This is a genomic window from Paenibacillus sp. CFBP 13594 (assembly GCF_014842675.1).
GTDB classification, from domain to species: Bacteria; Bacillota; Bacilli; order Paenibacillales; family Paenibacillaceae; genus Paenibacillus; species Paenibacillus amylolyticus_B.
In genome coordinates this window covers 82616-102037 of the sequence record NZ_JACYVQ010000001.1, presented here as the reverse complement: position 1 = coordinate 102037, position 19422 = coordinate 82616, and the positions used below count along the sequence as shown (strand labels likewise).

General features: G+C 42.7%; 20 protein-coding genes. All 20 read right to left on the bottom strand.

Going from position 1 to position 19422, the window contains the following annotated elements:
• Positions 1 to 16: 16 nt before the first annotated feature.
• The gene (locus tag IFU39_RS00670; RefSeq protein ID WP_192131005.1) at positions 17 to 1204 is read right to left on the bottom strand and encodes a D-alanyl-D-alanine carboxypeptidase family protein; all 1188 of its coding nucleotides are present in this window, start codon (positions 1202 to 1204) and stop codon (positions 17 to 19) included.
• Between the two features lie 163 nt (positions 1205 to 1367).
• A complete protein-coding gene (locus IFU39_RS00665; protein ID WP_105599437.1) occupies positions 1368 to 2171 on the bottom strand; it encodes a sigma-70 family RNA polymerase sigma factor in 804 nt (267 codons plus the stop codon).
• Between the two features lie 66 nt (positions 2172 to 2237).
• A complete protein-coding gene (locus tag IFU39_RS00660) occupies positions 2238 to 2945 on the bottom strand; it encodes a lytic transglycosylase domain-containing protein (RefSeq protein WP_192131003.1) in 708 nt (235 codons plus the stop codon).
• A 62-nt stretch (positions 2946 to 3007) separates the two neighbouring features.
• Entirely contained in the window at positions 3008 to 3223 is a 216-nt protein-coding gene (locus IFU39_RS00655; protein WP_105599440.1) for a hypothetical protein, read from the bottom strand.
• Positions 3220 to 3594 carry a hypothetical protein gene (locus tag IFU39_RS00650; protein WP_105599442.1) on the bottom strand — a complete coding sequence of 125 codons (375 nt, stop codon included), beginning with the start codon at positions 3592 to 3594 and terminating at the stop codon, positions 3220 to 3222. The genes IFU39_RS00655 and IFU39_RS00650 overlap by 4 nt, the downstream gene beginning before the upstream one ends.
• 78 nt (positions 3595 to 3672) lie before the next feature.
• Positions 3673 to 4047 (bottom strand): hypothetical protein, encoded by a 375-nt coding sequence (locus IFU39_RS00645; RefSeq protein WP_192131001.1) that lies wholly within the window; start codon positions 4045 to 4047, stop codon positions 3673 to 3675.
• Positions 4048 to 4193: 146 nt separating this feature from the next.
• A complete protein-coding gene (locus tag IFU39_RS00640; RefSeq protein ID WP_105599445.1) occupies positions 4194 to 4760 on the bottom strand; it encodes a sigma-70 family RNA polymerase sigma factor in 567 nt (188 codons plus the stop codon).
• A gap of 599 nt (positions 4761 to 5359) precedes the next feature.
• Positions 5360 to 5776: a Na-translocating system protein MpsC family protein gene (locus tag IFU39_RS00635; protein WP_105599449.1), complete on the bottom strand. Its 417-nt coding sequence runs from the start codon at positions 5774 to 5776 to the stop codon at positions 5360 to 5362.
• Positions 5777 to 6010: 234 nt separating this feature from the next.
• Positions 6011 to 6208, bottom strand: a complete 198-nt coding sequence (locus IFU39_RS00630; protein ID WP_192130999.1) for a hypothetical protein — start codon at positions 6206 to 6208, stop codon at positions 6011 to 6013.
• Positions 6177 to 6500, bottom strand: coding sequence for a hypothetical protein (locus IFU39_RS00625; protein ID WP_105599452.1), 324 nt, complete (start codon positions 6498 to 6500; stop codon positions 6177 to 6179). The genes IFU39_RS00630 and IFU39_RS00625 overlap by 32 nt, the downstream gene beginning before the upstream one ends.
• 156 nt (positions 6501 to 6656) lie before the next feature.
• A complete protein-coding gene (locus IFU39_RS00620; protein ID WP_192130997.1) occupies positions 6657 to 7571 on the bottom strand; it encodes a hypothetical protein in 915 nt (304 codons plus the stop codon).
• Positions 7572 to 7589: 18 nt separating this feature from the next.
• Positions 7590 to 7985 carry a hypothetical protein gene (locus IFU39_RS00615; protein WP_192130995.1) on the bottom strand — a complete coding sequence of 132 codons (396 nt, stop codon included), beginning with the start codon at positions 7983 to 7985 and terminating at the stop codon, positions 7590 to 7592.
• Positions 7982 to 8542: a hypothetical protein gene (locus tag IFU39_RS00610; RefSeq protein WP_105599458.1), complete on the bottom strand. Its 561-nt coding sequence runs from the start codon at positions 8540 to 8542 to the stop codon at positions 7982 to 7984. Before IFU39_RS00610 ends, IFU39_RS00615 begins: the two co-directional genes overlap by 4 nt.
• Before the next feature lie 13 nt (positions 8543 to 8555).
• Positions 8556 to 9347, bottom strand: coding sequence for a hypothetical protein (locus tag IFU39_RS00605; protein ID WP_192130992.1), 792 nt, complete (start codon positions 9345 to 9347; stop codon positions 8556 to 8558).
• Between the two features lie 16 nt (positions 9348 to 9363).
• Positions 9364 to 10317: a hypothetical protein gene (locus tag IFU39_RS00600; protein ID WP_192130991.1), complete on the bottom strand. Its 954-nt coding sequence runs from the start codon at positions 10315 to 10317 to the stop codon at positions 9364 to 9366.
• Between the two features lie 3 nt (positions 10318 to 10320).
• Positions 10321 to 11403, bottom strand: a complete 1083-nt coding sequence (locus IFU39_RS00595) for a hypothetical protein (protein ID WP_192130989.1) — start codon at positions 11401 to 11403, stop codon at positions 10321 to 10323.
• A gap of 13 nt (positions 11404 to 11416) precedes the next feature.
• Complete coding sequence (locus tag IFU39_RS00590; protein WP_146117054.1) at positions 11417 to 11725, bottom strand: hypothetical protein; 309 nt, start codon at positions 11723 to 11725, stop codon at positions 11417 to 11419.
• A 46-nt stretch (positions 11726 to 11771) separates the two neighbouring features.
• Positions 11772 to 13538: a hypothetical protein gene (locus IFU39_RS00585; RefSeq protein WP_192130986.1), complete on the bottom strand. Its 1767-nt coding sequence runs from the start codon at positions 13536 to 13538 to the stop codon at positions 11772 to 11774.
• Between the two features lie 59 nt (positions 13539 to 13597).
• Positions 13598 to 14731, bottom strand: a complete 1134-nt coding sequence (locus IFU39_RS00580; protein ID WP_192130985.1) for a hypothetical protein — start codon at positions 14729 to 14731, stop codon at positions 13598 to 13600.
• A 16-nt stretch (positions 14732 to 14747) separates the two neighbouring features.
• Complete coding sequence (locus IFU39_RS00575; protein WP_192130983.1) at positions 14748 to 19403, bottom strand: hypothetical protein; 4656 nt, start codon at positions 19401 to 19403, stop codon at positions 14748 to 14750.
• Positions 19404 to 19422: the final 19 nt, after the last annotated feature.

The window sequence follows — 19422 nt, the reverse complement described above, 5'->3', positions numbered from 1 at the left end:
TACAATGGCGATTTAGCTACGGAGACAACAGGTGGCTTAACACGGCACGCCATGCAGCTGCCCAAGAAGAAGCGTCTCCGATTCCACCCAGCGTTGCATCTTCTGTCTTCGGTTCAGGAGGAATATAACTGCCTTTGCGATACACCGGAATTGAGCCAACAAGTTTGCCGTCAAGTTGCATATCAATGCGACCTGCCAATCCGAACGAAGGATCTGTCGATTGTTCCTTGCCATCCGTTTCCGACTGTCCTCGATTTTCGTGTAGTATCAATTTCTTGGTCAATGAGCCTTCTTCACTTTTAGCCAGTGGGTACCAGAATCCCCGGCCCGTAACAACATCTGTATTCTGCACAGGCTGCTCTTGCTTTGCGACCTCTACCAACGGGAAGTACTCAAACCCGAAATCTAGCATCCGTGCATGATCGTTCCAATCGTTTCCGTCGTTCAGCGTTACTGCGGCGAGCTGCTGTCCATTACGTGTAGCGGAGCTGACCAAACATCTGAAAGCTTTCTTTGTGTAGCCGGTTTTAACGCCATCTGCACCTTCATACATTCGCAGCATTTTATTTTTGTTGTGCCAGGAGTATTCCCAGCTTTCATTGGGGTTCGGTGCGGATTTGTCCTCCGTGGCTACGATGCGTTTGAACACCGGATTGTGCAACGCATATGCCGTTAATCGGGCCAAGTCATTAGCTGTAGAATAGTGACCTTCTGCATCCAGTCCATGAGGGTTCATAAAATGGGAATGGGTCAGGCCGATTTGCTCCGCTTTTTTGTTCATTAACAGGACAAAGCCTTCTTCCGATCCACCGACATGTTCTGCGATCGCAGAGGCAGCGTCATTGCCTGAACGGAGCATTAGCCCGTACAACATGTTTTCAAGCGTCATCTCTTCACCTAACTTCAGATAGAGAGACGATCCTTCTTTGGCAAAAGCCGTGGGAGTCACTTTCACTTTCTCATCCAGCTTGCTGTGTTCGATCGCTACAATCGCCGTCATGATTTTGGTCAAGCTGGCAATCCGCAGTTCCTTATCCCCATCCTTGCTGTATAAGATCCGGCCTGATGTGACATCAATGAGAGCAGCGCTTTGCGCATGTGTAGACGGACCTTGAATTGTTGCCTGGGCTTGAGTAACCCCTAATGAAGACAGCAAGAAGACAGGGATAAGCATGCATGCAAGAACTTTCGTTATTTTTCGCATCAATTCATTCCTCCGGGTCACTTGGAATCTTGTACTATCTTATGTCCGGACAACTTGGAGTATGTCCCATCGGGCAAAAACAGCAAAAAATCCCTCACGCTGGGATGCGGGAGGGACGTTATCTATGAGACGTTATATAAGATATGAAGGGCTGAGGCAAAAATCATGCCTGATCCTTTTTATCCAGCATTTTAGCTACTTTTCGCATAATTCTAGAGACCCTCATCTGGCTAATGTCTTCCATATCTGCTGTCTGAGTTTGATTAAATCCTTCTACACGATGCTTGAGTACAGTCACTTCTTTCTCACTAAGCTTGCGCTTGACTGAATCAATAACCGCATCAACGTATAACTTGTCCAGAATACCTTCTTCAATGTTCTCCCCACTATAGATAGTATCCATCAAAGTCACGGATTGAGTTTGTTGATCATCAGCACCTACAGGCTCATCCAGGTACTTCACACCTTTACCCACCTGAAGTGCTTTGTTGACCTTATCTTCCTCCTCATCCAGCAGCAACGCGATTTCATGTGCTGGTGGCAGGTAGCCCATATCGTGCTCAAGTCGATTGATTCGGTTGATTAATTCCGTAGCTGTGCGAGTTGGACGAATAATGCTTGCGCTATCTCTTAGAAAACATCGGATCTCTCTGACAATCGCAGTGACAGCAAACGAACTAAATTTCACGCCACGCCCCGTATCAAATGCCCTAATCGCTTTGATGAATCCCAGACGGCCCAGTTGAAGAATATCATCCTTCTCTACACAATGATTCTTAATAATCATTTCGGGCTTTCCAATATACTTATGAACAGAATGCCAAATCAAGTTCTCATTGACCAAAATACAATCCCCGAGGAAATGCTCATCGAGCTTACAACGTTCAATATTTTCTACTTCATCCATTGTGTAGTGCTTCTTATCTACCTGCAAATTCGTACTAATATGTTCTGGAAATTTTCCCATTTGGATCTCCCTATGTAAAATTGATAAACTATACTATAGTATTCAAATTCTATTGTTAACTGATGTTTATTGTCCTTTTTTGATTATTTCAAGCAATTTTTTATGGTGCTCCTTCACTTGATTGTAGTACCAGGAGCGAGCCTTTCCCTTAGCTACGTTTCCTTCTCCCTGATTGTACGCAATGGTTGCCGTACGAAGATTTCCGTCGTACTTATCCATAAGATATTCCAAGTATATAATGCTTGTCCTAATATTCGTTTCAGGCTGATGTAGCTCCTGTTTACTCACTCCAAACGATTCCGCTGTGCTTGGAAGAATCTGAAGTAAACCAATCGCTCCATGAGATGATACACTTTCCTCTAACATCCGGCTCTCTTGCCACATCATAGCCAGAATCCAGACGGAATCGATATCCGTATCCTTCGAATATTGAACTACCCACCTCACATACTTCAGCAGCTTTGCCCGGCTCACTGTTTTCTCATGATGGAGTTCTATATACTGCTCAAGCATATCAGTCATTTGTATTTGCGCAGGAGCAACCGATGCATCTTTAACTTGTTTTCCCTGCTTTTCTTGCTTCTCTTGTTTTTCTTGCTTCATTGGTTTTACTGGCTTTATCTGCTCTTCTTGTGTTACTTCCTTTAATCTCTTGGAGTCAAGCGCTTCTTCGCCGATCGGTTTGTAATTTCCTAATGCTGATAGACTCCCGTATTGCGAAGCCAATACCACAACAGCAATAACAATACCTATTACTCTTTCTAAAGTGAGCAACAGATTCGCCCACCTCCTTACTGAAAGCCTCTATATTATAGAAGGAATAATCTCATACAACGTTAGGATTGGTCTTGTTCACTTGGTTGATATACGATGATTGCCGCAAATTCCAACGTGCTGCTGGATGGTTCAACGGTGGAGGTAAACTCCAGTCCGGTAACGAACGTGTGTGGCTTGGATAACATCCATGCGTTGATTAATTCTTCCACACCTGCAGCGCTAGCGGACACAAACGTTTTTACAGCTAAATCCGAGGCGTAGTTTAACACCTTCATTGCTCTTCACCAGATGAGTCTTGTTCCTCTTCCTTTTTCTCTTCAATGAGTTGATTAAACTCCTCTTCGGTCAGTTCATGAATCTCCAATTCATAAGCACTTGTCAGAATGTACCCCATACCATCCGTTAAATGAACGTTATAAAATGTTTGTGGTTCTTCATGGAAGGTACCCTCTTCGTAGTTGAATCCAATAACGGCTTTTTCGTAACCCGCTACACTGCCAGCAAACCATACGTTGGCCTGGGTTGTTGCGCCGGTTGGCGTCTGGATTTCATGCATATTGGTCGGCGCGTGGATATACTTTCCAATCATACTGGCTACGATTTCTTCCGTTAATTTATCTTCTTTTGCTTTGATCACATGTGTCATTGAATTATTCCTCCATTAGTTAAAGTCTCGCGAATATTCTTGCCCTTACATTCTCTATACGTGTTATAGGAGCAGCAGTTAAATTGGAGCCGCAGATGAAGTATTGGTTCCGCTGCTTAGGACCATATAGTTCGTCCGCATATGGTGTACAGCCACGTCCAGATCAGCCACTCGTTTGGAGACAAAGTCTTCAATGACAGGCTCCAATGGCCTGAAACCCACAACCAAGATCGGCTTTTTATGTATATAAGCATGATGCATGATCACAATATCAGTAGAGGTCAAATGATCCATATCCAAATTAACCAAGACGGCATCAGCCTGTACCACTACTTTCTCAATGATCAAGGCATACTCCCTGTTGCTTAAATCAGAAGCTGTCGAAGAATCATGACTTGCCCAAGCGATATCCGAATACCCCTCTAGACGTTCCACAGAAAATCCTAAAACCACCACACTAAGCATCTTGTTCCGCCTTCCTTTCTGTACTAATCACTCTATACGACATAAAAAAGCACCCAGTTAAGGGTGCTCTCTCTGTTCTATGTAGGTTACTGATCTATCTTCATCAAACTTAGGCTATTAATTGCCACTTATGACTACAATGCTTCGTATTTCTCACGAATCGCTTTCCATAACTGGGATATACGTGCCTTGGATACACCTAGCATTCCTGCAATCTCTACAAATTCATACCCCGAAGTCCGAAGCTTAAAGATTTGTTTCTCACGTTCGTTCAGTCTCATATTTTCCATAATATCTGTTACAAACTCAAAATTCTCATAAGCAAACCCAGCATGACCAAGCGCTAATGCGATATCTGAGCCTTCCGATTCATCGCCACCACCCTGATCCGTACACATGATCTGTACAGCGTTAACCACACTGAGATTTTTCTCAGACATGCACTTGCGGTACATGTCCTTGATTTTATTTTCGATAAGATGATCAACAAACGTCGACATTTTGGCTTTTTCTGCATCATACTTGTCCAGGGATTTAACTAATTTGATCATAATCTCCTGGGTCACATCTTCTTTCTCCATCCCGGCAAACGTTTTACCTCTAAGCTTGTGACGACACTTCTCCTGAGCTTTATTCAGGAACATGTCTATATCCCCAATCTCAAATAAATCATCAAAACCCATAGCAGTTGTAGCAGGCATTATACATTTCCCCCATTAACTATTTAATTATTAGTAGTTCGTATTCTTTCTTCACAATCTAGTCGCTATCCAGCATGATCTTACTCTATATTCCCGCTATTGCTCCCGAAATCTCATATACCTTATGTAGTCTTATTTACACAGAATTGAAGCTAATAAGCCTAATTACATACAAACGATCAAGAAATCTCCCTTTGATCCGCCTCCCTATTCCCATCCTATTACATTCAGAATAACAAATACGAACTAATGTTCGCAACATTTATTTATTTCGTTCGCTTATATGTCTTTTACTGACTATATACGAAGTATACGGTGAAAGGTAAAGCAGCATTTTTTACAAACAAAAAGACCAACACAGAGCGCACCACTGGAAAATACCAAAATGGTGGAATGTGTCGGTCTTGGTCTGACATCTATTTCGTCCCAATTACCGAAGATATGGCCTTCAAGTTCTTTAACAAGGTTATAGGCTTCGTCAAGATTATTAATCTATTCGATCGCCATAAGGGTAGTATAAGGAAATATGTAGGATATTGTCAACAACAAAAATTAGTTCCTAAGAACCTGTCCAGTATTCAAACGTTAGTTCATAGGTCTTAAGGCATCTTAATCTCATCATTTTTCAGCAGTACTTCAACATCCTTGTTCATCTTGAAGACTGTAATCTGCTCTGCAAAATCATGGCCAAAAAATGTTGTTTCGATGTCTTCGATCTTCAGACCCATGTTGATATAGGAGAAAACGGGGTTGAAATCTTCTCTCATCATATGTGCTAGCTTCATCTTGTATTCGGCGAAAATTTGACTTGAGTGTGATTGCATATGTTCCAGCATAAACGCTTCAGGCTTGGTGAATTTTGCTGTAAACTTTAAGATGATAAAATGATTCATGATAGAGACTCTGGTATCTACCGGCCCGCGTTCAGTAAAATCTTTTCTTATTCTGGATGCCAACTTTGCGAGCTCTCTTTCCAAGTCTTTTATCTCAATGTCCCATCCCTCCTTGCCAATCATCCTGACCCCTTCTACTGCCCCTGAACATATGAATTCAACCTAGTTTAATCAAAACTGCTTGTACAAGACAAGTTTCAATGGATGCATTAAATCAATTCACTATCAACTTTTCATGAAAAAGGAATAGACCCCAGAACTAGGCTTGGGGTATATCACTTTATTAACTATATTTTATAATTATTCAAATAAAATAGCAGTTAGTGCTGAAAAGCTAACATTAGTTAGCTTATACGCTTAATTTATCATTTCATTGGTGAGCTCTATTTTGAGCAGGCTAAACGCAACCAGGTTCAAAATGACATTGGCACCATAGTCTCTTTCGATCAAATCGAACGCTTTTTCCGTTGCTCCAACCAGATCCTCCTTATCGGAGGTCATCTCGGTAGTGACAATTTCCTCATCATTCAGTGCAAAGGTCAGCCTGTAAAGCATCTGTATTCCCCTCCTTAGAGGTCAATTCAATATTTCGCACATCGGTAAGATCAATGATATGAACCACATCGTCTGTATCTTCCAACGTGATCGATTTTCCCTCGTTCTTGTGTTTGGTGAATAGTCGGCGATATTCTTGCTTAACCTCATCCGCAGTTAACGGGATTTCGCGTACGATCTTATCCGAATCTTTCTCTTTCTGTTGTAATCTAGGATTATCTTCTATCCAGTTCACCGTCTTTTTCTTCCCACTTCCCTTGAAATAGAAATGAGCAGTAAGTTCAATATTCATCGTATACTACCTCCCGGAATAATTACGTTTTCATACTACTTTCTCTATACGTCTTATCCAAATAAGTGTTAATGCTAATCTTCATATGTAGATGTGGGATACACAAACTATTTCGTTGTTAAAAGAAAAAAGGACAGCACATGCTATCCTTCCGTATTAGTATTTCTTAACCGCTATACGATTGCCGTATGAATCATATATATATTGGAAGTTGGTTTGAACAGGTGTTGTTCCCATCCTGGTGATGGACTTTGCCACCATTCTTCCCTCATCATCATACTGATAGATGACATCAACCAAAGTAGGAAGCTGCACGAAGTCCACACCGTCATATCGGTAAATTTCACCAATGGAAGTGACCATGAAAGATTCATCTTGTGCATAACCTTCTGGAGAAGCTGGCATGATCAGTACAGGTTCTCTGACCAGCTGCTCGGTGTAGTTGTCTGTAACGACTTGTCGAATAACTCTTCCCTGCATGTCAAAAGCAAAATATGTAACTACATCCGTATAATCTACCAAATCGCTGATCGATTCCCACGGATCAATGACATTGAGGCGTTTTCGTTCAGCCCAGGTCATACTCACATGCGTTTCTCCATCGCTGATCATATCGGCACTGTGTGTGTCAGGATGTTTGTAATGATTGGCCTCAAGCTCGATGCTGGACAACTTTTCACGTTCGTTCAGAGTCATGATAACGTTATAACTTCCATCTGTTAACATGTCTGCACTGTGTGTATCCGGATGAGTATAGATCACCGTTTTGGAACCATTAAGATTAATGATTCCATTCTCGGGATGGTTTGAAACTCGATCACCACCCACCTTTACATATTTCCCACCGCTGTATGTATAGGTCGTTGATTCATTTTGATTGCTTGAGTCTTGGCGTACCAGATACAATCTTCCTGCTTCACCTAAGGTTGGCAGTTCAGTTTTGAGTCTGACCGAGACCACGTTTCCTACTGACACTGCGTCCAGTCTGCCATCAAGTGAGGCATAAGAATCCCTGGCTTGTTTAACTTCACGTTCTACTTTGGCAGCTTTGCTGAATGAAACAATATCCATGTGGTGGTCCTCCTCCTCCTACCTCGTAGTCAATCCAACGACCTCGATATCGAAGTGGGCTACATCTGTACCCAGATTTTTTAACGACAAGTGAAGTGTTGAAGTCCCATCTACGTCCTCATATGGCAAATCGATCATATCGTAAATCCCTTCCATAAAATTCCCCGTCGAGTATTGGGCATTGTTGAAGTAGAGAACCTCTGGATGTGGACCCGCACTGTTCAATATATGAACTTCCACATTCGTTTCTCTGGACGGAATGACCCTAATCGTTTTGATCATGAATCGAGGATGTTCCATGGGAATATCAATCATTGCCTTCGCCCCACCGGCAACATACTCTACTCTTTGGGCAAACGATACCGGCAATAGCACTTTTCTCATCTCCTCCATCAGTTTCCATGTCCTGTTCAAGAGTCTTCCCTCCTTCTAGGAATATGCGTATCCGGATACCGTCGTGGACGAAGATGATTGCCAGATGTGTTACCACTTCCGCTGTAAGACCAATCCCCCCACGTTTTCCCCACTAACCCCGCTTGCTGGACAGGAATTTTGACCTTAATGCACCAATCAAGCCCCGCAAAATTTTGTTTTGTTTTTAGGCCTCTTATGGTGTCTCGAATTAAACCTGCTCCACTGGATTGGGTCAAAAATTGATGCTTCAGTATCATATTTTTTTCATTAGGAATTCCCACTCTGGTTCGTGGCCCATAAATATACTTATCCGTAACGTATCCAATCAATTGATCATTATGGTTGTCCAGCATCCTCCATGTACCCCAACGGTAGATGTCAATTAATTCAGCCGTAGTGGATAACGTTCCTAATGAATAGACTATTTCCTTACCTTCAATGGTAACCGGAACAGCATCAAGATCGTATCCAATGCCATGGAGAACTGCCGCCTTACTCTGGGTATAGAGAGAACCGCTCTCGGCGGTCCCTACAACTTTCCCTTGATGTATAGCCATGTCCATCACCACCTTAATTCATCAGGACAGCAACCGTAGCGCCTGATAAGAAGCTCTGTCCACCAATCGACAGTGAGTATACCTTATATGTTTTAGTGCCCACTTTGATCTCATCTCCATGGGAAACTCCGGCAGAAGGTACCGCATAGATATCAATAAGCTCGCCTCTAGGGCCTTCCACACCATTACACATAATAACCGGAGCAAGATGATAAAGGGACCCCCACCCTGGATTAACAGGAAGCATGGCAGAGTAAGCATCATAAATGTTATTCACCATCTGTTTATCTTTATCACGCAACGTCCGGATACCATTATCCCCGTTGTAGCTGAGGCCAACACTCAAACTCGAGGAATCTGTCTCTGTGGCATATCTGTTCAGAATTCCGAAGTAACCCAGATTGGATATACCGGTGACCGAATTCACATCCCCCTGCAAGTAAATAATAATACGGTTTGGTTGAACTGAAACTTGGTAATCGATTAATAGATTCGTATCAACCGCACTCGTATGACATAGAAAGTCCTTTTTCACTTCGGCTCTGCCCAAAGGAATACTACCATCTGTTGCCATCACATCTTCAGCCACACTCACGGTCAATTTGTTTCCCGTAGTTTCCTTCGTGTTTCCAACCTCAAGTCTGAAGAACAGTTTATCAGAACCCGTTGTGCCCACCGATTTCAGCACGATCACACTCGCTGTCTCGTAAAAAATGGACCAGGGAGATCCCGCAATCGTTTTAAAACCTTGAACAATATTCGCGAATAATTCATTCATCTTAACTTTGCCTGTGAAAGTAGCCATTCCTCTTAAACACCTCCTATATTTGGAAAAGTAACGCTCTTTGCCCGCCACCAAGCAGTCTGGCACCATGGAAAAACTTCGGCCTTGAATACACAGGAGCTAGGTTCGAATTGTAGTAATAACGTCCATAATCTGTATTCGGATAATCCTGGTCTACCACATGAAACACGTAGTACTTGCCATCATTGCCAAGATCCAGAATTGATCCATCGGGGTGCTGGGCACTGTTTTTAAAAACAATGGAACGCATACCCTTGAATTCACCCCTAGCTCCTTCAGATGGATGATAGACCATGAAAGGCGTAACATAGTATCTGGAACCCACACCTGGAGAAGGAATCGACTCAGTTCCAAAATTGTACAGTGCATACTCCGTTCCATTCCGGGAAGTCATAACGACACCTCTGGGCGTATCATATTGGTCTGATGTGTTGTTATCCGAAGCGAATAAAGGCATATGTGGGAAAACGCCATAAAATTTATTGGCAATCGCCGGGTCTTCTTGCTCTAGTGGCTGGCATTTACCTAGGAATATTCGTACGGGATAAGCTCGTTCCGGGTAGTTCAGACTCTCTCCGTGAATAAAAAGGATATCCTCATTCGAAATTACTGACCACTTATAGTTCACATTGTACTGCACGTTATGACACAAAAATGGCGTTTCCGTCATGAATTTATCTGTGTCCACTGGTGGATTGACGAATAGATCTGGTGATGCCACATTGCTTCCCAGGTTCTTCAGTCCCCAGCGAATATTGACGCCCCTGGCGTGTGCAATCACACACATGGTAAATCGCATGGATGTATTTTTTTTATTGGTAAGCAGCGCATTTCCCCAGTTGGCATAGGTTGTTTCGGCAGTATGTACCGTATCCCAGTAAGGATCGAGCGCATCTTTCAATGTGTTAACAAGTGTTGAAGTAAATAAGCTTAGCGTACTGGTAAACTCGTGTCTGCGAATCATGGTCATGCGCTACACCTCCTTCTCAATTTCGAAAAGCAGCACCCGCTGCCCGCCACCGAGGAGTAACGCTGAATCGAAGAAGTAGGGTTGACCTGCATACGCGGTACCGTTTGTTGCATAAAACTGCTGATTCGTAGCAGGATGAGCTTGGTCGAATGCATGGAAGACATAATATCTTTCATCGCCCAAATCCAAGATTGATCCATCGGGATACTTACTGGCATCCTTGAGTACCGCAGTTCTTATACCTTGAAATTCACCTCTGGCACCTTCTGTTTCATGCCAGACGTAAAATGGTGAGATGAAAAATCTCCCTCCTAAACCGGGTGAAGGTACTTGTGAACTCGTTGCAAAGTGATATAATGCATTTGGCGTTCCATTACGTGAAGAACGCATGTAACCGCGCCCTGTTCGATATTTAAGTTCATCATCGTTATCGATTAAACCGTGCGGAAAATGAGAGAAAATACCGACGTTATCGTTAGCAATCAAAGGATCTTCTTCTTCGAATGGTTTTACTCTTCCAAGATACATACGGAATGGATATGCTAGATTTAAGTTTGTCTGAGGTTCACCAAAGAGAAATATATAGTTCTCTGTGATAAATAGACTCCACTTCCAGTAGACATTAACTGCGGTGTTTACACGTTGGTATTCATTAGCATAAACAGAGTTGTAGTCCATTGTATGAAAAGGGATTTCGGTGACTGCTCCAAGATTAGTATATAAATCGGGTAATATTGTAGATCCATTATTTCTTAAACCAGTTCTTAGAACATAATTCTTAGAGTACGCTCCACGACTATTATCACTAGCATATGTATAACTGGAAGAATTCATTGAAATTGTAAAAAAAATATTAGGATCATTATTATTTTTTGCCGTTATTGTTCCTTGATTGGCGATACTATTTAGACTTGTATTCCAGGATTTGGGCTGTGCGTAGTTATTATTGTTACTATAAGACCACTCCCAGTGGACATCGCCATACAAATCCTGTGTTACTGTGTCGTACAGGGTCTTAATAAACGTTGAACAGTACGAGTAAAACTCATACCGACGCAGGGCACCTAATAAAATATTTTCAGCCAACTACCTCACCTCCTTAGGCACCAAATCGGATTTTCATTTCGTGAAAGATGTTCTCTTTAAGTACGGTTAACAGAATTGATTTCACCATGTCGCTTCTCTCTGTTATGAGATTCTCTTGATAAGACTGCTCTTTATCCTCAGCTCCATCCTCTGATTCCACACCACTACTAGCAGCCTCATAAATTTCAGGTAACCCTTTTAGTGAAGGCAGAAACTTATGAGCCACATTATCAAACAGGATATTGCTTTCAAAAGCAAAGATCAGGATTTCAATTTCCTCTGTACTGAATGGCTCTAAGTGATTGCCCACTAATTTATCCATAATCGTATGTAGTGCAAACTTCACATCCTGCACGGTCCTCGTCACGTCAAATCACAACCTTTCTGATTTTTACTTGTTTGATGTTACCACTAGCATCGTATTCAAATGCCTTCTGCACTCCCTGGCCGTCATAGATCATGGTCTCAGTCTTAACGGAACCATCGGCATTGTAGGTAAACGATGTTTTCTTTAATAGCTGCGGAGTCAAGTCCACAGAGAACACTTCTTCTGACTCGATGTCACCATTGGAGAAGTAGTTATACACGACATCGAGCTCAAGTGTACTTCCTTCAAGAAAGACAAGCCTCCTCCGGATGTCCGTGTCATCGAAGGTAGCACCACCTTGAAGCACATAATACTCTGCACCGTTGTTGATTTCGCGCAGTACTTTACCCGTAATGTCACGCTGATACTCAATAGACTTGATCTGCCCGTTACTCTCGGTAACTTCCTGTCGTTCTAGATTTCCATCCGGGCTATAGAAGTGCTCAATGATACGGTTAATTCCTCCATCAATCTTCTCGGTATGTACTTTCCCATCTGGATAGTAGGTATATTCGGTTACCGAAGTGGTGTTAATAATAGACCCTCGACCAATGACTGTTACTCTGGCTTCCTTAGGCACATCAAAAGTAAACCGTATAAGCGTATCGTTATATTCAATGTAATCGTCTCCTGCATCCATGCGTATTCCATCCAGAAATACCTCTGCGGAATTCGAACCAATCACATATCTGGGCACTTGAAAATCCCTAGTCGTCGACAACCTGCTGTTAGGAGCAGAAGTGAAATGAAATACGGATTGATGCTCCATGGTGCCTCGACTCTCAGCGAGTTCAAGACGACTCTGCATGTTGTCGAGTCTGTCCTTGAGAGCATCATAGACGACTCCGTTTTTATCTTCTCTTGAAACCACAACTTCTTCAGCAGTTGCTTCTAATTGGGCTTCCATCGCTTCGATCGCCGTATGATGTGAAGCAATTGTTGCGGTCTGCTCACCAACGGTTTTTTCCAGATCATCTACACGAACTCCCAATACAGACATGTCATTTTCAATAGAACCCTTTGTTAAGAAATACCTGAAATCCAAAGCCGTAAGTGAAGTTGTTGGAGAAACTCCGACATCGAGTCCACCAATGATCATGGCATCCTTGGGCTCTTTTTGATCTGAACTATAAGAGTACTCCCCATTTTCATGAAGGAAAATATAATATGTTGTGTTTGCCACAATGTCCGGGATGCTGAATGTCTGAGTAAACTGATCTACAATAATCTTGTTGATACTGGCTCGTCCTGCATTAATCGTAACTTGAACACTGTTATTTGTATCTAGATACGTGGGGTTAATAACACTGAGATCCTGAATGGGTTGCTTCGCTACAACTTCAATCGCTTTCTCCAACGTGTCAAATCGATGATCTATGGATGCCTCTGCTCCACGTGCTTCTTTTATTTCCGTCTCAGCGAGGCTCAACCTCTTCTCATGGTCATCCTGGCCCTTGGAAAGGGTATTGACATCTGCTCTTGCCGTCAGAATATCCTGCTGAACATCATCCAGTCGTGAGCTGTTTGAGATAACCTTAGTCTCAACATCGCCTAGTCTCTGATCATGATCTTTAACAGCATCTCGGCTATCGCTTGCAGACTCTTCTACGCGCGTGATTCGGTCACCTAGACTGAGTGCAGACCCTCTAGCTTCATCCAACTCTGCAAGATAGGCATCAATCTCATCATGCGTATGCGCCCCAATATCCCTCAATTCCTTATGGCTCTTGGCGGATGATCGATGAGACTGGTTAATTCTTACTGACATTTGACCACCTCCATTCATGCCTTACATGATCTATACGTAATTACTCCAATTCGATTAAGTCATATGTATGTCGAATACATCTGTAGCGAAAATTTGACCTGGGAAGCATACCTGTCTTGAGATTCTTCTCTTTCCATTCGGAGCCAGAACGGATAGGACGCTCCTGGCAAAATAGTAAACGCGGTGATCGAGTAACTGAAGGACCCAGGAATGCCTTCAACATCAGGCGCAATCTGCACTTTATCCGTCCCGCTTGTGAGCGCAAAGGTTACATTTTTAAAGTCTCCTGATATCATGGGGTTCTTGGCAAACATTCGAACTTCTTGTGTAGCAGAACCACCTGCGGTTAAATAGCCTAGAAACCGATCCGTGTTAGGATAAAGAAGCACATCGAAATCTTCTCCTGTTTCAGGATTCGACTCTTTGTAATATAAATCTGGGGTAACCTCAAAATACATTAGGTCTCCCCTGTATAACTTTATAGAGTCCATGGCCTGAAACCGATTTCCATCCGGAAGCCTAATCCCGAAATTGCCCTCAAACGGATATGGATATGGATCCATGTTAAAATGTACAACCGTTTCTTCAGATCGGCATACCCTGGACTCAAGCACAACACCCTTCTGATCGATTAGATCAACCACAGTTCCTTTGGTTAGATTGTCTACGGCAATAGATGTTCCTTTGTTAATTCGAATATACTGAACATGCATGGGGTGATCTCCTTCACCCTTCAGATAGAGACCAATCTTAGGAGCTCCCACCAGTTCTACAGAACCAATGATGTTCCAAATCAAGCCATCATCTGACCAATACGCCGTATAATAGTTATAATCTCGAATCAATCGTATCCACGGATAAGTCTTCAGCAAAGGCTTTGGCAAGGACATATCCAAAAACTCTTCAATCTCCATGTAATTATGTTCGTCTACAAACACGATAACTCCACCGTAGCATCCCTCTGTATCGGGATTGTAACTATTCTTCACATCCATGACGAATTGCTTCATATCCGTCAGAGGTTTATAGAACATATACAGTGGATCTTGACCATGTTTGAGCACCAGGCTGCCACTACCCGCTTCATAGCGAGTAGCATCGTTAGGGAGTACTTCCCATTTGGAATCCAGGTTGGAGCTTAGGAACGCATCCTCATAAATCCTGCCTGACTCTTTCAGTCTCGCAACACCCATACAGATCCTCCTTTCTTTACGTAAATAACCAGATGCGTTTACCGATTACACACATCTTAGGCCTTGCTTTCCAAACTTCCAGCAAACATTTAATCAGTGCTTCAACACACTTGTCTCCCCCACCACCTTCGCAGTAAGGAATGACATAGACGTCATCACAGATCCAGTTGGTCAGTTCCATCCAATCTAGATTAGCGTATTCGTAACTACGCGTACCCACTTCCTGAAGCGAGGTGAACACCCATTTGAATTCATGTTTGCCCTTGGGCACTGGATGTGAAAATGTATAGTATCCACCCTCATGGGTGAATGTTTTGATCAGCTCATTGTCAATGAAGAAATCCAGCTGACAATCAAACGGTTCAGGTACCCACACCCATCTTTCGTAGGTTTTGAAGTCATGCACCCGGAAGGTGGTCAGATATCGTTTTCCTGTCCAATCGCTAATTTGCCCCTTCTGATCTGTTGTAATCTCCACCTTATACTTGCTATATGGCTTGGGAGCCAGATCATTCAGTTCGAAGCCACGATACCCATCCCCGTAATACTTTTCATCCCATAACACTTTTCCGTCCTCACGTGTAATTTTTACGCGCATATTACTGATATCGCAGCCGCCCATCCAGATCGGTTTGTTATTCCAAACTTCAAAGTGAGTCACCTCAGCCCAGGATGGTTCAACTTTGATAATATCATCAATATTCAGTTTCCCTCCCCAGATCATGGCGCCATCTCCCGGGCATCCTCGCTCGAATCGAACACGAACCTCGTAATTTTTTTTCTGATTTGAGGTATTTTCCACTTCAATAGAGATGATCTGGTCCTCTTCAGTTGTTACTTCTCGTGGTGGAATTAATAGTTGACCGTCCTCATAAGTTTCAATGACAATTTTGGTTCCTCGACAAGCCCTATCTCTATTCTCGTACAATCGAATAACGTCGAGCCAGACATGACTGCCACCATCTGGCGCAGCCGTATCTGGGCCAGGTGGATTCCATGAATCTTCTCCTGGATGGGGAGATTTATCCTTTAGATATATCCCCCCCTTCGCATCAGTGCAATAAGCGCCCCAGGTCTCTGTAAAGCTCCCATTACTAAGGGTGAAACCACCAGCATCAAGACCCGTGGCGTTAGATGAGTCCTTATTTTTATGGAGTGTGTATGTAATGGTATATTTAGTTCCTGGTTCTAGGTTAGTTGGAATTTGGATGCTTTCACCTGTTTGGTTACCTGCTTCTACTTTCAATTTTCTAAGAAGGCTTTTTGCCCCAGTCTTAGTATTTGTCAACTCAACATCCACATAGGTTTTATTATCATAAATAGAGTAATTAACTAGTTTATCTCCGTTTTTACCGTTAGGATCTTCAGTTCGAATTTGAAGGTTCTTAATGGATGCATGATAAGGAATCCCTTTTGAATCTTCATCTTCGTCTTTCAAGGTATCCGTAAGTCCAATACACAAGGTATAAGTACCCGGCTCCTTAACAGTCACTTTTTTGTTAAAAGGTATTGCATCCTTCCACTGCTTATCAGTAATAGATTTGTAGTTAATTATTCCTTGGTTGTACCCTAAATTTTTCTTCTTATCTAAGATGACTACACCTTGTTTCGCCTCTACTTGTGTACCTTTGTAATACTGGACACGAAATCTGGCTTTCTCATCTCCATCAAATAGATAACACATATAATCGAAACTGATTTCAAAGCTTCCATTACAATAAAATTCAACGTAAACTTTTCTGGTGTGTTCACTTCCAAAATCTGAATCTTTATTACCTGGTCTGGTATTACGGACATCTATTGAGTAATAATTTAAATTTTTACCCGGCTCTTTTATTCCTGCTTCTGCTTTGAAAGTAGAATCTTTAAGCGTTCTTAATCCATATACCTTTAACTTTTGAACCGGGTATACAGTGAGATATTCCGAGAATTGAATCGTCCCAACGTCAGAAACAACAAAATCTCGTTTAATGGCTTTATTGTTCGTAACACCTATCGCATATGCTCCACCAGATCCTGAGAAGACCTGTCCCTGATTATAAGCCTTCCACAAAGCATTACGATCAGACTTACCTGAATAAAGCTTTTGCCCGTATTGAATGTCATGATTCTTGAACGAAGCTGGATAACACTCTTCTCCAAAAGGACTTTTAACTGCTATACCTGATTGATCATTACTGGTACCATTCCCTCCGGAATTTGCTGATCCATTTTCTGCTCCGCCCGTACTACCATTACCTGGTGCATACGCCTTACCATCCCGGTAAATCCAGCGGAAACTGTGACTCCCCGATGGTAATGGATACATACAATTTGTTCCATAGTCTCCATTGGATTGACTCCCGGTCCAGACTGAAACACCATCAATTTGAAGTTCCAGTTTCTCGCCGGTGTCAAATTCCCCTCCATACTGCCAGCAGATATATCCTGAGTTGTCTAACTGTGCTTCAAACTCGCATATGAAATCCTGATCATGACCTTGGGCCCACATCACGCCATCTCCGACTACAACTTCTTTCCAATCCCAACTCCCTATGAACCTCAATGCCTCATCATAGTTGCCTTCGTCATTAAATATCTCTTTAAACACGTTCTCATCTCTTGAAGCTCCTGTGACAGGATTATATCCGGCGTCCATTGCCGGATATATACGCATATGCTCTTTTACACTAAACTTGGCACCAGGGTTCAACTCCGCCTTATACGTAATCGTATCTCCATGTTGTTCTGTCCTTGCACCAGCATCCGTAACATCCCAGTTCCTTGTCACATCAACATATGAGCCTAGCGGAGATAAGGTACGATATGTATTGCCGGTGTTGTTTCCATAGGTGAACGGTTTATCTATCTCATGTATGAGTGGTTCTTCGGTCAAGCGATCTCGAATATAAAACTGTATTAGATTAATACCAGCCTCCAAAGGGATTCGTATCTGATCTCCGTGACTTTGCATGGTTGTATAATGTTCTAACATGCCGTTGACTGTTACCTCGAACGCTTCAGTAGTCCTCAATTGATGAGAGTAACTGAATAAAAACCAACCATCATCATCTAGAGTCACCTCTGTTTGGGCAATCATATCACCTTGCTTTGGTTCATCCAGACGCAATGTATCATTGTGACGAATCCAACTGGGAATTCCCGACATTGTCCATTGATAATTCCCAATCCCTTGTCCATAAAGACTGGGCTCCCAGTGATCAATTTCTTGAGGGGGACAAATGACCTCAACTACCCCTTTCAGGTCAATGGTCGTATCATGCCCTGCAACAATTTCATACTCAATCTTGGCTAGGTCGGTTTCCGTTTCTGAATATTCTCCATTCAGTATCCACTCCACACCATGCAAGGATCGAGCATAACTACCATGATCTCCATCTCCGCGTTGACTCCGCTGAACGAATTCATCATCAAAAAACAACTGATAATCATGATCGGGATACGGCTCTTCATCCACACCCATTTTGTAGGCAAATGAGATACTTCCGTTACATTCGTTGTCCAAATCCATTATCATAGTTTTCTTTCGTAAATCATCTGCAATAAATTGACCTTGAAAATGCGCTTGTGCCACACTTTGTGGGGATCTTACTACCCAATTACCGTACTCATGTACATGCTCACCATCCAGATCGTAATCTTTTGGTGCAGGCGGCTTACGTGTATCCACAATCTCAACGACTTCAATATCCTTGATATAAATGCCATTGTTCTGCCATACTTCAGGTCTCATTTTGCGAATTAACCAGTCGAACTTATACATCTGTCCTGGCTGCAACGTAAATGCAGCTTCTTGCCATCCGCTATTCTCGCTCCATTCGCCCCCAACTTGCTGCCCATTAATATAGAACAGCATGCCATTACCGCGCTTGGCACTAGCCAGGTACTTGAACCTGATCTGTCCATAACGCTTCACACGCCAGTTAAATGTGATTTTGGATGAGTTGCCAATCTCCAGAAGCCCTAAGTCCAGTTTTAAGATCATCTCTGAACCAGATTGTTCATTTCGGCCTACGGAGTGGACAGCTACCCATTCCTGATCCTCCGTCGATGATACATATCTGAAGAAATCAGGGAATTTATTCGAGAACGGGACGTCCTTTTTCATTGAAAAGAGCGGAATCTCATATACGGTTGCATCAAAATGATTAAAGTAATTCCCACTAAAATGATGGTAGTAGGGTGCCGGACAAACGGGCAACGATACACCATGATGACTACCGCCAGGCTTCTGAGCATTTTCAAGAATCTTGTGAATACAATCTTTAATCATCTGCAGTACTCGCTGATATTGTGTTTTATCTGGAGGCTGCTGTTGTTCTACCCACCATTCAATCCTGCGATACATATTCCACAGTGCTTCACGGCATCGTACACTCGCATACCACGACTTATCTTTCAGATATTGCTCAATGATTTGATCAATACTGTTTTCCAGTGCATCCAATTGAACCGTCTGCCATCGTCCTATCTGACCGTAACCTGGATCACCCAGAATAGGATTATTTTCTTCGCCATGCCGGTCCGTTTCACTCCTCGGTGCATTGGGACTCTGCGGTAGATACGCAGGGTTATTGGGGTTGCCGTAACTTTCGTCCGCAATCTTCGCTCTCATATTCGCGAACAATACACCTTTCTGTGACTTGGAGAACAAACCAAATGTATGACCCATACCAATCACCTCCCAATCT